This is a genomic window from Herpetosiphonaceae bacterium (assembly GCA_036374795.1).
In the GTDB taxonomy this organism is placed as follows: domain Bacteria; phylum Chloroflexota; class Chloroflexia; order Chloroflexales; family Kallotenuaceae; genus LB3-1.
In genome coordinates this window covers 1-16,911 of sequence record DASUTC010000004.1, presented here as the reverse complement: position 1 = coordinate 16,911, position 16,911 = coordinate 1, and the positions used below count along the sequence as shown (strand labels likewise).

Annotated in this window: 3 protein-coding genes; all 3 read left to right on the top strand. The window is 67.1% G+C overall.

The window, feature by feature from the left end; all coding sequences use genetic code 11:
* On the top strand, positions 1 to 910 hold a 910-nt coding region (locus VFZ66_00465; GenBank protein ID HEX6287625.1), incomplete at its 5' end, for a phosphopantetheine-binding protein.
* A 46-nt stretch (positions 911 to 956) separates the two neighbouring features.
* A complete protein-coding gene (locus VFZ66_00460) occupies positions 957 to 3,602 on the top strand; it encodes a lantibiotic dehydratase (GenBank protein ID HEX6287624.1) in 2,646 nt (881 codons plus the stop codon).
* 11 nt (positions 3,603 to 3,613) lie between these two features.
* The coding region (locus tag VFZ66_00455; GenBank protein ID HEX6287623.1) for an amino acid adenylation domain-containing protein at positions 3,614 to 16,911 on the top strand (13,298 nt) is incomplete at its 3' end.

The following is a 16,911-nucleotide window of genomic DNA, read 5'->3' as shown; positions in this document are numbered from 1 at the left end:
GAGCCTGCCGAGCGTGATCCCGATCGGGCGTCCGATCGCCAACACGCAGCTCTATGTGCTGGATCGGCAGATGCAGCCGGTGCCGCTGGGCGCGCACGGGGAGCTGTACATCGGCGGCGACGGCGTGGGCCGGGGCTATCTCAACCAGCCCGCGCTGACCGGCGCGACGTTCGTGCCCGATCCGTTCAGCGGCACGGGGGGCGGGCGGCTGTACAAGACGGGCGACCTGGCGCGGTATCTGGCGGACGGAACGCTGGAGTTCCTGGGGCGGATCGACCAGCAGGTGAAGCTGCGCGGCTTTCGGATCGAGCTGGGCGAGATCGAGGCCGTGCTGGCCGAGCATCCCGCCGTGCGCGAGGCCGTCGTGCTCCTGCGCGAGGACACACCTGGCGATCCCCGCCTCGTGGCGTACGTTGCGACAAACCAGGCACCAAGCAACCAGGAATCCGAAACCTGGAACTCTGAACTGCGGCAGTTCCTGGGGGCACGCCTGCCCGCCTACATGATCCCATCCGCGTTTGTGCTGCTCGACGCGCTGCCGCTGACCGAGAACGGCAAGGTCGATCGGCGCGTATTGCCCGCGCCTGAGCGCTCAGGGCTGCAAGCCGCCGATCGGGTCCAGCCGCCGCGCACGCCGACCGAGGAAGCCATCGCGGGCATCTGGTCCGAGGTATTGCAGCTCGACCGCATCGGGATGCGCGACAACTTCTTTGAGCTTGGCGGACACTCACTCCTGGCAACACAGGTGATCGCCCGGCTGCGCAGCACGTTTCAGATCGATCTGCCGGTCCACCGGCTCTTTGAAACGCCGACGATCGCCGCGCTGGCTGAGCATATCGATATGGTGCGCTGGGCTACCTCCGGCATCGACGTACCAGCCGACGACGACCGTGAGGAAGGGCGCTTATGAGCCAGCAGCACCGGAAGCGCTGGTCGCTTAGAAACGCAGGGCAGGGATGACGGAGCGACCGCAAGACACCACCGAAACACAGGCAATCGCCTCGCAGCCGAAGGCTCATGCTAGCGGCGCGGACTCGCCCCTGGCGGAGCATCTGATTCGCCTTCCGGGCGAGCACTGGGCGCTGTGGCGCTGGTCGGGCCTGCGCGGCGCGGGCTTTCCCGCCGCAAACGTCCTCGATCTGGCCGATGATGTGTGCGCGGCGCGCGCCGACCAACTCATCGACGCAGAGGAACGGGTCGAGCAGGCGTATACCGCAGCGCTGGTCGTCGTCAACCGGGCGCTCGATGCGCTGCGCGCGGCGGACTCCTGGGACAATAGCGAGCTGCGCATGCCGCTGATCGAAGCGCGACAAACGCTCAAGCGCGGCCAGCTACCAGAGCCGCAGGCGGTGCCCGCATCGATTGCAGCGGAGATCGCGACCTTGCGAGCGGCGCGCGAGCAGCTCGACCGGCATCGCGCGGCGTTTGATTCGGCGTTTGCGGCGACGGTCGACGGCATCACCCAAACGCTTGCCGACGTTACCGCGAGCGAGCAGTTTCGCGAGGCGCTGCTCTGGCAAAACCGGCACGCGCTGCATACGGTGGTCGCGACGCTGCAATCAGCGGCTCGATCGGCCACGCGCAGCTCGAAGATGCGCCAGCACGAGGAGCTGATCGCGAACTACCTCCAGCGCTACTGCGTCAAAAACGATACGATCGGCTTCTTCGGCCCGGTTGGCTGGGCGAGATTGGCCTCGGATGGCGCGATTGCCAGCGTACGGCCCGGCCCGCAGCTTCTCAGAAGCCGCATGGTTTCCTTCGAGCAGTGGGCGATCGACGCGCTCGTCGAGTCGCTCGGCAACAACACCTGGCTCCGTCCCTGGCTCGCGCCCCGGCGCTTACCGTCGATCGATCTCAGCGGCACGACGCTCTACCGGCCCTCGAAAAGCCCGGCGAAGCTCTCGGCGGCGCAGGCAGCCGCGCTTGAGGCGTGTAATGGCGAGCGCGCGGCGCGAACGATTGCCGCCGACCTGCGCCGACTCTATCCGCTCCAGGTCAAGAGCGACGCCGAGGTCTACAGGCTGCTCGATCAGCTCAGCACGCTTGGTCTGATCGTGTGGAAGCTGGAAATTCCGTTCGCGTCGCGGCCTGAGCATGCGCTGCGGCGGCTGCTTGAGCGCATCGGCGAGGAGCGTCTGCGACAACCCGCGCTGGCCGCGCTCGACGAGCTGGATACGCTGCGCGACGCCGTTGCCCAGGCAGCCGGAAGCGCGGATGATGTGGATCGGGCGCTGGATGCGCTGGCAAGCGCCTTTACGCGACTGACCGGCGAGGCCGCGACCAGAGGCGCGGGCGCGACCTATGCCGCTCGGACGCTGGTGTATGAGGATACGCAGCGCGACATCGATGTGACGTTTGGACCTGCGCTGCTGGCAGAGCTTGGGCCGCCGCTGTCGCTGCTGCTGACGAGCGCGCGCTGGTTTACGTATCAGGCGGCGCAGATCTACCGCGCGGCCTTCGATCAGATCTACGCGGATCTTGCGCCGCATGCAGGATCGGGCACCGTCGAGATGGCGAGCTTCTGGCAGCAGGTCCAGATCCGCCTGCTCGGCGATCACGCGCCGCAGGTCGTAACGGTGATGCGTCTGTTCCAGGAGCGCTGGGCGGCGATCCTCGCGCTTCCTGACGACCAGCGGCAGGTGGACTATACCAGCGCGGCGCTGCAATCGGCGGTTGCCGCCGCATTCGATGCGCCCGGCCCAGGCTGGCAGAGCGCGCGGTACCACAGCCCCGACGTGATGATCGCAGCCGCAAGCCCGGAGGCGATTCAGCGCGACGAGTATCACTTCGTCATGGGCGAGCTGCACCTGGCATCCAACACGCTGCGCGGCTCGTTCTTCATCGAGCAGCATCCATCGCCAGCCGAGCTATTCGCGGCGGTCGAGCGAGACTTGCCCGAACCACGAATTGTGCCGATCACGCCGCGCACCTGGAAGGAGATTACCTCGCGCACCCGCCCGGATCTCATCGCAGCGCGCGATGTTCGGCTGGCCTTCACCAACGACGCCTGCGCTCCACCAGAGGCCCGTGTCCTGCCGATCGGCGCGCTGGTTGTGGCAAAGACCGAGCGCGGGCTAGAGGTTCGCACCCGCGACGGACGGCAGCGCTTCGACATCGTGGAGTTCTTCGCCGACATTGTATCGCTGGAGATCGTCGATGGCTTTAAGATCCTCAGCCCCGGCCTGCACACACCGCGCGTGACGATCGATCGGCTCGTCGTCGCCCGCGAGACGTGGCGCTTCGATCCGGGTGCCTTGCCGTTCGCCCGGATCAAGGCCGAGGCCGAGCGTTTTCTCGCCGCGCGGCGCTGGGCGCGCCAGCATGATCTGCCGCGTCAGGTCTTCGTTAAAGCCTCGATCGAGCGCAAGCCGTTTTATGTCGACTTCGACAGCCCGATTCTAGTCAACATCCTGGCGAAAGCCGTGCGCCGGACCATGGAGCAGGGCGGGCCAACGGCATCGATCACGATCACCGAGATGCTGCCGACGCTGAGCCAGCTCTGGCTGCCGGACGCCGAGGGACGGCGCTATACCAGCGAGCTACGGATTGTGGCGGTCGATCAGGCCGACGATCAAGCCTATTCTGATGGCCGCAGGCTATAAGGAAGAGTTGCATGACCTTTGCTGAATTACTCGCACAGTTGCAGAAGCGCGACATCAAGCTCTGGCTCGACGACGATCAGCTCGCCTACAACGCGCCGAAGGGCGCGCTCACGGCGGACCTTCGCGCCGCGCTGGTCGCGCGCAAAGCCGAAATCATCGAGTTTCTCCGCGAAGCAAAGGCTGCTACTGCTACGAGGCCGCAGATCCAGCGGATCGACCGCAGCGCAGAGCTGCCGGCCTCATTTGCCCAGCAGCGGCTCTGGCTGCTCGATCAGCTCACGCCAGACAGCGCCGTGTATAACATTTCGGGCGCAGTACAGCTCAGCGGCCCGCTCGATGTCGCGGCGCTGGAGCGCAGCTTGAGCGAGATCGTGCGCCGCCATGAGTCGCTGCGCACGACGTTTGTCCAGGCTGGGGCGGCCCTCGATGGACAGTTGCTCCAGGTCATCGCGCCGCCGCGACCGATCATGCTCGCGCCGGTCGATCTGCACCCAGAGGGTACCCGGCTGCCCGCCGACCAGCGGCAGACGGAGGCGCAGCGCCTCGCGGACGAGCAGGCGCTCCGGCCATTCGACCTGGCGCGCGGCCCGCTGTTGCGCGCGGCGCTGCTCCGGCTCGACGATCGGGAGCATGTGCTGCTGCTGACGCTGCACCACAGCATCGCCGATGGCTGGTCGCTGGGCGTGCTGATCCGCGAGCTGGCCGCGCTCTACGATGCGCTCAGCACCGGTTCTCCCAATCCCCTGCCGGAACTGCCGATCCAGTACGCCGACTATGCCGCGTGGCAGCGCGCCTGGGTGCAGAGCAGCGCGGCGACATCGCAGATCGCCTACTGGAAGCAGCGCCTCGCCGACCTGCCTCCGGCCCTTGAGCTGCCGCTGGATCATCCCCGCCCGACGATCCAATCGTACCAGGGCGCGAGCCTCGACATCACGCTGTCGCGGGCGCTGACCGAGGCGCTCAACGGGCTGAGCCAGCGCGAGGGCGTCACGCTCTACATGACGCTGCTGGCAGCGTTCAAGCTCTTGCTCTTCCGCCATACCGGGCAGGATGACATCGTGCTGGGCACGCCGATCGCGGGACGCACGCATGTCGAGATCGAAAACCTGATCGGCTGCTTCCTGAACACGCTGCTGCTGCGCACCGACCTTTCGGGCGGCCCGACCTTTCGCGAGCTGCTCAGGCGCGTACAGACAACCACCGTCGGAGCATACAGCCATCAGGACGTGCCCTTCGAGAAGGTGTTGGAGGAGCTGTCGCTTCAACGCGAGGGACAGCACGGATCGCCGTTCCATGTCTTGTTCAATATGCTCAACTACCCCTACGCCGACATCGCGCTGCGGGGCTTGAGCGCCAACATCCTGGTGCCGCCCGACATCGGGGCAAAATTCGACCTGACGCTGTACGTCAACGACCAGCCCGACGGCATTCGGCTTGAATTCGTGTACAACGCCGACATCTTCGAGCGCGAGCGCATCGCCGAGCTGCTGGCGCAGTTCGTGTACCTACTCGATCAGATCGTCGAGCGACCGGACGAGCAGATCGCGCAGTTCTCGCTGGTCACGCCCTCGGCGCGCACGCGGCTGCCGGACCCTCAGGCGGCGCTGCGGCTGGCATGGCCCGGATTGGTGCAGAGCCAGTTTGCCCGCCAGAGCCGCCGCCTGCCCGACAAGCCAGCGCTGATCGACGCGAACTCGGTCTGGACCTACGCCGAGCTTGAGGCGGCGAGCAACCGCGTCGCCAGCTACTTGATCGCGCAGGGCATGCAGCCCCAGGAATTGATCGCGATCTACGCCCACCGCAGCGCATCGCTGGTCGTGGCGCTGCTTGGAATCCTCAAAGCAGGCGCGGCCTTTGTCATCCTCGACCCGGCCTATCCACCCGCGCGGCTGCTGGCCGCGCTGCGGATCGCGGCACCGCGCGGCTGGATTCAGCTCGAAGCGGCGGGCGCGCTTCCCGACGAGCTAGCGGCGTTCGTGGCCGATACCTGTCGCTGTCGGCTGCTGCTGCCGTCCTCGCCGCAGGGCGCGGCAGATAGCCCGCTCGCTGCCTGCTCACCGAACGATCCCGGCGTGACGGTCGCGCCCGATGATCTGGCCTACGTCGCCTTCACCTCCGGCTCGACGGGCGCTCCCAAGGCGATCCTCGGCACGCACCGCCCGCTGGCGCATTTTCTGGCCTGGCACTGCCAGACGTTTGGCCTCGACGAAACCGATCGCTTCAGCATGCTCTCCGGCCTGGCGCACGATCCATTGCTGCGCGATATATTCACGCCGCTGTGGCTCGGCGCGACGCTGTGCATCCCCGATCCTGAGCAGATCGGCTTTCCGGGCTGGCTGGCGGACTGGATGCAGCGCGAGTCGATCACGGTGACGCACCTGACCCCGGCGATGGGCTACCTGCTGGCGGAGTCGACGGTGCCGGGGGCGATCCCCACGCTGCGCTACGCCTTCTTCGGCGGCGACATGCTGACCCGCCGCGATGTTACGCAGCTTCGGGCGCTCGCGCCGAGCGTGACCTGCGTCAACTTCTACGGCGCGACCGAAACGCCGCAGGCGATGGCCTACCTGATCGTCTCCGATACGCTCGCAGCCGACGATACCGAAGCGAGCGCCGAGCCGGTGCCGTTGGGTCGCGGCATCGACGACGTGCAGGTGCTCGTGCTCAACGCGGCGCGGCAGCTTGCCGGGATCGGCGAGCTTGGCGAGATCTACCTGCGCACGCCCTACCTTGCGCGCGGCTACCTCGGCGATCACGCGCAGACCGAAGCGCGCTTCCTGTGCAATCCCTTCACCGACGCGCCAACCGATCGGCTCTACAAAACCGGCGACCTCGGCTGCTACCGGCCTGACGGCACGGTGCTGTTCCGTGGCCGCCGCGATCAGCAGGTCAAGATTCGCGGCTTTCGGGTCGAGCTTGAAGAGATCGCCGCGACGCTGGATCAGCATCCCGCCGTGCGCGACCGCGTGGTGCTCGTCCGCGAAGACGAGCCGGGCAGCAAAGAGATCGTCGCCTATGTCGTGCTCGGCCATGAGCGCTGTACGCCGACCGAGCTGCATCAGTTTTTGAGCGCGAAGCTGCCGCAGTACATGGTGCCGAGCGCGTTCGTGCTGCTGGATGCGCTGCCGCTGACGCCCAACGGCAAAGTCGATCGCCGCGCGCTGCCCGCGCCTGAGCGCGAGGGCATCGGGCTGCTCGATCTCGACGGACTGGAAGATGCCGACGCGCTGCTGGAGCCTGCGCACACGCCGACCGAGGCCGCGCTGATCGCGATCTGGTCGGATGTGCTCAAGCGCGCAGGGATCGGAACGCACGATAATTTCTTTGAGCTTGGCGGCCACTCGCTGCTGGCGACGCAGATCATCGCCCGTGTGCGCGCTGCCTTCGGTGTCGATGTGCCGCTGCGCCGCCTTTTTGAAGCTCCGACGATCGCCGCGCTGGCCGCGCTGATCGACGGGGACGAGCAGACGGGCCAGACTGAGCGGCAGATGACGATTCGCCCGGCTCAGCGCGACGCCGATCTGCCGCTTTCGTTTGCGCAGCAGCGCTTCTGGCTGATCGAGCAGCTCACGCCCGGCAACGCGGCCTATCATATTCCGAGCGTGCTGCGCCTGACCGGCAGGCTGGACGATACCGCGCTTGAGCGCAGCCTTCAGGCGATCGTGCGGCGACACGAGGCGCTGCGCACGACGTTTGCCGGGCCGACCGACGGCGCGGACGAGCAGCCGACGCAGATCGTTCTTCCGGCGCTGACGGTGCCGCTGCCAGTGCTCGATCTGTGCGACCTGCCGCCGAACGAGCGTGCCGCCGAGGCACGTCGCCGGGCTGTGGATGAGATCCACCGACCCTTCGACCTGCGCCACGGGCCGCTGGTGCGCGCGCTGGTGCTGCGGCTCGACCACGACGATCACCTGCTGATCGTCACGCTGCATCACATCGTCGCCGATGGCTGGTCGGTCAGCATCCTGCTGCGCGAGCTGGCGACGCTCTACGTCGCGGCGGTGACGGGGGAGCCCGCGCTCTTGCCGGACCTGCCGATTCAGTACGCCGATGTCGCGGTCTGGCAGCGACAATCGCTGCACGAGCGCGCGCTGAATGCGCAGCTTCGCTACTGGCGTGAGCACCTGGGACCTGAGGGCAGCCCCGCGCCGCCGACACTGGCCCTGCCGACCGATCGGCCACGGCCAGCGCGCCAGACGTTTCGCGGCGCTGTCGCCTCGGCGCTGCTGCCCAATGAGCTGGTCGAGGCGCTGCAAACCGTGAGCCGACAGCGCGGTGCCAGCCTGTTCATGACGCTGCTGGCCGCCTTCAAGATCGTGCTGTTCAGGTGGAGCAGGGAAACCGATCTGGTCGTCGGTACGGTCGTCGCCAACCGCACGCACGCCGAAACCGAGGGAGTGGTCGGGTGTTTTATCAACTTCCTGCCGCTGCGCTCGCGGCTATCCGAGGCGACGACCGCGCTTGAGCTGCTCGATCAGGTCAAAAGCACAGTGCTCGACGCCTACGCGCACCAGGACGCGCCGTTCGATCGCATCGTCGAGGCGGTCAATCCCGACCGCACGCTCAGCCAGAACCCGCTCTACAACGTCGCCTTCTTGCTGCAAAAATACGCGCAGCCGCCCGCGTTTGGCCGAGAGCTGAGCGCCGCGAATGTGCCGCTGGACCCTGAGATCGCGCTGCTCGATCTGCGTTTGGTCGCGCAAGAAGCGCCCGAAGGAATCTACCTGAGCTGTGAGTACAGCACCGACCTGTTCGACGCCGAGACGATCGAGCAGCTTGTCGCGGCGTACTGTGCCACGCTTGAGCAGTGGACTCGCCGCCCGGCGACCGCGCTGGCACAGTTCGAGCTTCCCGACGCGCTGGCTGCCAGAGCCGAGGCGGCTCGGCGGCGCGACCGCGCGCAAACAATCGCGGTGGCCGCCACGTTCACCGCAGAGCCGGTCGCGGAGCCGCTGAGCTTCTGGCTGGAGAAGCTGTCGATCGCAGCCAGGATCGAGTTCGCGCCGTATAGCCAGGTCTTTCAACAACTGCTCGATCCGGCCAGCCTGCTTGCCGCCAATCGCGGCGGCGTGAATGTTGTGCTGGTGCGGCTTGAGGATTGGCTCAAACGCGCCGACGAGGAAGCGGCCACGAGCAGCCGCTCCGACCCATACGCTGGCGTCGAGCAAACGGCGCTGGATCTGGCGGACGCGCTTGAGGCTGCCGCGCAGCGCGCCAAGGTGCCGTACCTCGTATGCATCTGTCCTGCGTCCAGCGCCGAGCAGACACGCGCCCTGGCGCAGATCGAGGCGCAACTGGCGGCGCGTTTGGCCGCTTTTCCGGGCGTGTATCTCGTCGGGAGCGCCGAGCTGCTCAGCACCTACCCGATTGCCGCGCACTACGATCCGCACGGCGACGAGCTGGGGCATGTGCCGTTTACGCCGACATTCTTCACCGCGCTGGGCACGACTATCGCCCGCAAGCTTTACGTGATCCAGCGCACGGCCTACAAAGTGATCGCGCTCGATTGCGACCAGACGCTCTGGGGCGGCGTCTGCGGCGAGGACGGGCCGCGCGGGATCGTGATCGACGCGCCGCGCAGAGCGCTTCAGGAGTTCGTGCTGGCGCAGCGCGACGCGGGCATGCTGATCTGTCTGTGCAGTAAGAACAACGAGGCCGATGTCGCCGAAGTCTTCGCGCAGCGCCCCGACATGCCGCTGCGACGCGAGCATATCGCCGCCTGGCGTGTCAACTGGCAGGCCAAGTCGGACAATCTGCGGGCGCTGGCGGATGAGCTCGGGCTTGGCATCGACAGCATCATCTTGATCGACGATAGCCCGGTGGAGTGCGCCGAGGTGCAGGCCAACTGCCCTGAGGTTTTGACGATCCAGCTACCAACCGATGCCCGCGCTATTCCGGTCTTCTTGCGGCATGTGTGGGCCTTCGACCATCTGAAGATCACCGCAGAGGATCGGCAGCGGGCCGAGCTGTATCAACAAAATGTGCAGCGCGAATCGCTGCGCAAGTCGTCGACGCTCGACGATTTTCTGGCCGGGCTTGGCCTTGAGGTGCAGATCGCGCCGATTACGACCGCGCAGCTTGGCCGCGTGGCGCAGCTTACACAGCGGACCAATCAGTTCAATCTCACGACGATCCGCCGCTCCGAGGCCGAGATCCAGCACCTTTGCCACGATCCGAACGTCTCGTGTCTCACGGTGCATGTCCGCGATCGGTTTGGCGATTATGGCCTCGTCGGCGTGCTGATCGCCGTGGCAACCGCCGAGGCGCTCGATCTGGACACGTTTCTGCTGAGCTGCCGCGCGCTCGGTCGCGGCGTCGAGCATCAGATGTTCGCGCATCTGGCCCAGGTTGCGCGGCGGTTTGGTCGGGAGCGGATCAGCGTGACCTGTATTCCGACAGCGAGAAATCAGCCAGCCCGTGATTTTCTGGAGAGCATCGGCGCGGCGTTCAAGCGCCAACGCAGCCAGCAGTGGCGCTACGAGTTCCCGGTCGGCTACGCCGCGACGGTCGCCTACCACCCGCCCACCGATCGCGCCGCGCACGAGTCGCGTCCGCAGCAGCCAGCCGCCGATCGCGGCGCTGCACGTGGCACGCCTGCGCCATCGGCGCTGCTGAATGAGATCGCGGGCGAGCTGAATCAGGCCGAGCGGATTCTGGCGGCGATCGAGGCGCAGAAAACCTGGCTTCCCGGCCTTCAGCAGGTACCGGTCGCGCCGCGCACCACCACCGAAGAGCTGCTGGTCGGGCTGTGGTCGCAACTGCTGCACGTCGAGCAGGTGGGCGTCCACGATAACTTTTTCGCGCTGGGCGGGCACTCGCTGCTGGCAACGCAGGTCATGTCGCGCATCCGCGAGGCGTATCGGGTCGATCTGCCGCTGCGCAGCCTGTTCGAGGCGCAGACGATCGCGGAGCTGGCGGCGCAGATCGACGCGGCCAGACATGCCACGACCGAAGAGCTGGCGCCGCCGATCCAGCCGACCATGCGCGACGGCGATGTGCCGCTGTCGTTCGCGCAGCAGCGGCTCTGGTTCCTGCACCAGTTGGAGCCGGATCTGATGGGCTATGTCGTCCCCGCCGCCGTCCGGCTGACAGGAGCGCTCGATCTGGCCGCGCTGCACCGCAGCCTCAACCTGATCGTCGAGCGCCATGAAGCGCTGCGCACGACCTTCGGCGCAGGCGTCGACGGCCAGGCGATTCAGGTCATCGCGCCCGCGCTCACGATCGAGCTGCCGCTGGTCGATCTGCACCCAGAGGGTACCCGGCTGCCCGCCGCTGAGCAGGAGGCCGAGGCGCGGCGACGTGCAGCCCTGGCAACGCAGCGGCCTTTCGATCTTCAGCATGGCCCGCTGCTACGCGCGACCGTGTTTCGGCTGCACCCAGAGGGTACCCGGCAGGAGCACGTGCTGCTGATCGTCATGCACCACAGCATCAGCGATGGCTGGTCGTTGGGCGTGCTGCTGCGCGAGCTTGCCGCGCTGTATGTTGCATCGACCAGCGGTGCCGACCCGGCGCTGGCCTCGGTAGGCACCCCGCTGCCGATCCAGTACGCCGATTTCGCGATCTGGCAGCGGGCGTGGTTACAGGGAACAGTTCTCGATCGGCAGCTCGACTACTGGAAACGGCAGCTTGCCTCCGTGCCGCTGCTCGACCTGCCTACCGATCGACCGCGCCCAGCCGTGCAGACGTTCCAGGGAGCGCGCCGCTCCGTGGTCTTGCCCGCGCCGCTCGCCGAGGCGCTCACCCGCGTGAGCCAGCGCGAGCACGTCACGCTGTACATGACGCTGCTGGCGGCGTTCAAGATCGTGCTCGCGCGCTACACGGGGCAGACCGACATCGTGGTCGGCACGCCGATCGCCAACCGCACGCGCACCGAGCTGGAAGGACTGATCGGCTTCTTCGTCAATACGCTGGTGCTGCGCACCGACCTCGGCGGCAATCCGACGCTCCACGAGCTGCTGAGCCGCGTGCGCGAGACGACGCTGGGCGCGTACACGCATCAGGACGTGCCTTTCGAGATGCTGGTCGACGAGCTTCAGCCGGAGCGCGACCTGAGCCGTCATCCGCTCTTCCAGGCGATGTTTGTGCTCCAAAACGTGCCGTTACCGTCGCTCAGCCTGCCCGACATCCGGCTCGAACCGATGGAGTTCGATAACGGCACGGCGCAATTCGATCTGACGCTGGAGCTAACGCCCACCGCGCAGGGCTTGCGCGCGACCTGTGGCTACAAAACGGACCTGTTCGACGCGGAGACGATCGATCGGCTGCTTGGGCATTTCCAGACGGTTCTCACGGCAATCAGCGCCGATCCGCAGCAGCGCCTCGTCGACCTGCCGCTGCTCACCGACGCCGAGCAGCAGCAATTGCTGGTCGATTGGAACGCCACCAGCGCGCCGCACGCCGAGAGCGTCTGGTTCCATGATGCATGTGCGGCCTATGCCGAGCGCACGCCCGATGCGATCGCCGTGACGTACGCCGGGGAGCGGCTGACCTACGCCGCGCTCGATCGACGCGCCAATCAGCTCGCGCATCATCTGCGGGGGCTTGGCGTCCGGCCAGAGGCCGTGGTCGCGGTGTACATGGAGCGCGCGCCGGAGCTGATCGTGAGCCTGCTGGGAATCCTCAAGGCGGGCGGCGTCTACCTGCCGCTCGATCCGGCCTATCCCGCGCAGCGTCTCGCGTTCATGCTGGCAGATGCGCGTCCGTCCGTGCTGCTGACGCAGCGGCGGCTGGCGGCGAGCGTGCCTGCCGTCGGCGATCAGGCCATGCGGATCGTCTGCGTGGATGATTGGGAGCTGCTCGAACAAACAGGCGCGGACAGCCCGGCGATGGCGATCCGGCCCGATCAGCTCGCGTATATAATCTATACCTCCGGGTCGACCGGAACGCCCAAGGGCTGTCTGCTGACTCACGGCGGGCTGCGCAATTTTGTGGACGCGCAGGTCAAGACCTTTGCGCTCGGACCCGACAGCCGCGTGCTGCAATTTGCCTCGCTCAGCTTCGACGCCTCGATCTTTGAGATCGTCATGGCCTTGCGGGCGGGCGCGACGCTGGTGCTGGCCCCCGCAGACGCGCTCCAGCCGGGAGCGGATGTGCTCGATCTGCTGCGCGATCAGGCGATCACCGCAGCCATACTGCCGCCGTCGCTGCTGGCGGCGCTGCCCCTGCCGGAGGCCACACACGATCTGCCCGCGCTGCACACGCTGATCGCCGGAGGTGAAGCCTGCTCCGCCGAGGTCGTCGACCGCTGGGCACCGGGGCGGCGCTTCTTCAACGCCTACGGCCCCACAGAGGCGACGGTATGGAGCACCGTCGCGCGGTGTACGCCCGACGATGGCCCGCCGCCGATCGGCAGGCCGATCAGCAACACGCAGGTGTATGTGCTCGATGCAGCGCTGCGGCCCGTGCCTGTGGGTGTCCCAGGTGAGCTGTACATCGGCGGCGTGCAGCTTGGACGCGGCTACCACAACCGCCCTGACCTCACCGCCGAGCGATTCATCCCCAACCCATTCGCCGGGCAGCCAGGCGCGCGCTTGTACAGGACCGGCGATCGTGTGCGCTATTTGCCGGATGGCAGCCTGCTCTACCTTGGGCGGCTCGACCATCAGGTCAAGCTGCGCGGCTTCCGCATCGAGCTAGGCGAGATCGAGGCCGCGCTCAACCGGCATCCGGCGGTCCGAGAGAGCGTGGTCGTCGTGCGCGAGGACGCGGGCAGGCCGCGGCTGGTAGGCTATGTCGTAGAAGAACAAAGAGCAAAGAACGGGCGCCCTCCGGGCACACACAGGAGCCAGGAACCCGAAACCTGGAAGTTTGAACTTGAAACCTTGAACTCGGAACTCCGCGAGTTCCTGGGAGCGTACCTCCCCGACTACATGATCCCATCCGCGTTTGTGCTGCTCGACGCGCTGCCGCTGACGCCCAACGGCAAGATCGATCGCAACGCGCTGCCCGCGCCCGATTACGGCTCCGACGAGACGACGATCGTCGCGCCGCGCACGCCGGTCGAGGATCAGCTGGCGGCGATCTGGCGGCACGTTCTGGGCGTTCCACAGGTTGGCATCCACGACAACTTCTTTGCGCTCGGCGGCGACTCAATCCTGAGTCTTCAGATCGTCGCGCGGGCGAGCCAGGCGGGGCTGCGGCTCACACCCCGGCAGCTCTTCCAGCACCAGACGATCGCCGAGCTGGCGGAGGTCGTGGGCGCGGCGCAGATCGCCAGCGCCGAGCAGGGACCGGTGACAGGAGCCGTGCCGCTGACGCCGATCCAGCGCTGGTTCTTCGAGCGCGAGCTGCACGATCCGCAGCACTGGAATCAGGCGCTAGTGCTCGAAGCGCGGCAGCCGTTGGACGCGCGAGCCATTGAGCAGAGCGTTCGACACCTGCTACGCCACCACGACGCGCTCCGGCTGCGCTTTCGGCACACGCCCGCTGGCTGGCAGCAGAGGATCGCGGAGGCCGACGCCGAAACGCCTTTCACGCGCATCGACCTGGCGGCGCTGCCGCTTGCAGCGCAAGGATCGGCGATCGAGGCGGCGGCGGCACGCTTGCAGACAAGCCTTAGCCTGACCGACGGGCCGCTGCTGCGGGTCGCGCTGTTCGATCTCGGCCCGCAGCAGGCCAGCCGTTTGTTGATCGTCGTCCACCACCTGGCGATCGATGGCGTCTCGTGGCGGATTCTGCTGGAAGATCTGCAACGAGCCTACATCCAGGTCAGCCGAGGCGAGACAATCGAGCTGCCGCCCAAAACAACCTCATTCAAGACCTGGGCCGAGCGGCTGCTGATCTACGCGCGCTCAGACGAGCTGCGCCAGGAGCTAGCATACTGGCTGGAGCAATCGCGCGCCGAACGTCTGCCGGAGGATCTGGTCGGCGGCGCACACACCGAGGCAGCGGCCCAGACGATCACGGTCGAGCTTACGGCAGAAGAGACGAGCGCCCTGCTCCGTGATATGCCGGAAGCGTACCACACGCAGATCGACGAGGTGCTGCTGACGGCGCTGGCGCAGGCCTTCGCGGCCTGGACCGGCGCTTCGGCGCTGCTGGTCGATCTTGAAGGTCATGGCCGCGAAGACATCTTCCCCGGCGTCGATCTGTCGCGAACGGTCGGCTGGTTCACGACGTTGTTCCCGGCGCTGATCGAGCCGGGCGCGGAGTCCGATCCAGGCGCGGCGCTGAAGCGGGTCAAAGAGCAGCTCCGGCAGATACCGCAGCGTGGCCTGGGCTACGGTCTGATGCGCTACCTCAGCGGCGATGCAATGATCGCGGCACACCTGCGCGCCCTGCCACAGCCCGAAGTCAGCTTCAACTACCTGGGCCAGATCGACCAGGGCGCTGATCTCGCCGCGCTCTTCGTTCCGGCGCGTGAATCAAGCGGACCCGCGCGGAGTCCACGCGCCCGACGCAGCCATCTGCTCGAAATCAACGCCAGCATCAGCGGCGGGCAACTGCGTGTCGCCTGGACCTACAGCACGGAGTCGCATCGTCGGACAACGATCGAAAGCCTGGCCGCGCGCTTTACAGCGGCCTTGCGCGCGCTGATCGACCACTGCTGCCACACAGCGGGCAGCTACACGCCCTCGGATTTTCCCGACGTGCGGCTGAGCCAGGAGCAGCTAGACACAGTTGTCACCGGGATCGTCCAGACCAATGGACAGCCCGGCCACGCGCCGATCGAAGCGATCTACCCGCTCTCCCCGCTGCAACAGGGCATGTTATTCCACGCGCTCTACGCGCCGCGCTCCGGCGTGTACGTCCAGCAGATGAACGTGCCGCTGCATGGCCGCCTCGACACCGTGGCCTTTTTGCGCGCCTGGCAGCACGCCGTCGATCGCCACGCCGCGCTGCGTACGCTGTTCTACTGGCACGACCTCAGCGCGCCGATCCAGGTTGTCAGGCGACACGCGACGGTGCCGCTGGCGCAAGACGATTGGCGCGGGCTGGAGCCGGACGAGCAGGCCGCGCGTCTGGAAGCATGGCTGCGCGCCGACCGGGAGCGCGGCTTCGATCTGACCGCCGCGCCGCTGATGCGGCTGACGCTGATTCAGCTCGCCGATGACCGCTATCAACTCGTCTGGAGTCATCACCATATCTTGCTGGATGGCTGGTCAGCCGCGCTTATGCTCAAAGATGTGTTCGCGGCTTACCAGGCACTCAGCCGCGAGCAGCCGCTCGCGCTGGATCATCCACGGCCTTACCGCGAGTATATTGCCTGGCTCCAGCAGCAGGATCTTGTCGCCGCCGAGCGGTTCTGGCGCGGGGCGCTGGCGGGCTTTACCGCTCCAACGCCGCTGAGCCTCGATCACAAGGCGGGCGCGGCCAGCCAGGAGCAGCCGCCCGCGCAGCAGCATGTGACGCTGTCGCAGGCCATGACCGACGCGCTCCAAACATTGGCGCGGCAGCACCAGTTGACGCTCAACACACTGATCCAGGGCGCGTGGGCGCTGCTGCTCAGCCGCTACAGCGGCGAGGCTGATGTCGTCTTTGGCAGCACGCTCGCGGGGCGTCCCGCAGAGCTGGCGGGCGTAGAGACGATGGTCGGGCTATTCATCAACACGCTGCCGGTGCGCGTGCGGGTGGAGCCTCACGCGCTGCTCGTGCCATGGCTTCAGCAATTGCAGGATCGGCTGGCGGCGCTGCGGCAGCACGAGTATAGCCCGCTGGCCCAGGTGCAGGCGTGGAGCGAGATCCAGCGCGGCCTGCCGCTGTTCGAGAGCATCGTCGTCTTTGAAAACTACCCGGTCGATGCGGCGCTGCGCGAGCTAAGCGGCCAGATCACCGTCGGCCAGGCGCAGGCGATCGAGCAAACGAACTACCCGCTGACGCTTGTGGTGCGGCCAGGATCGGAGCTGCGGCTAGAGCTGCACTACGATGGTCGGCGCTTCGACGGCGCGACGATCGCGCGGATGGTGGGACACTGGCAGACATTGCTCGCGGGCATTCTTGCCCAGCCCACGGCCCGCCTCCGCGACCTACCGCTGCTGCCCGACGCCGAGCGCGCCCACCTGCTCGCCCTGGGCCAGGCCCGCGCCGCCTTCCCGCTGTCCGCCTGCCTCCACCAGCGCTTCGCCGCCCAGGCTGCCTGCACGCCCGACGCCATCGCGCTGAGCTACGCGGGCGACACGCTGACCTACGCGCAGCTTGCGGCGCGCGCTCACCAACTCGCGCATCACCTCCAGCAGCGCGGCGTCGGCCCCGACGTGCCCGTTGCGCTCTGTCTCGACCGCTCGCTCGATCTCGTCGTGGCCGTGCTCGCCATTCTCAGCGCGGGCGGCTACTACGTCCCGCTCGACCCCGCCGCGCCCGCCGAGCGCCT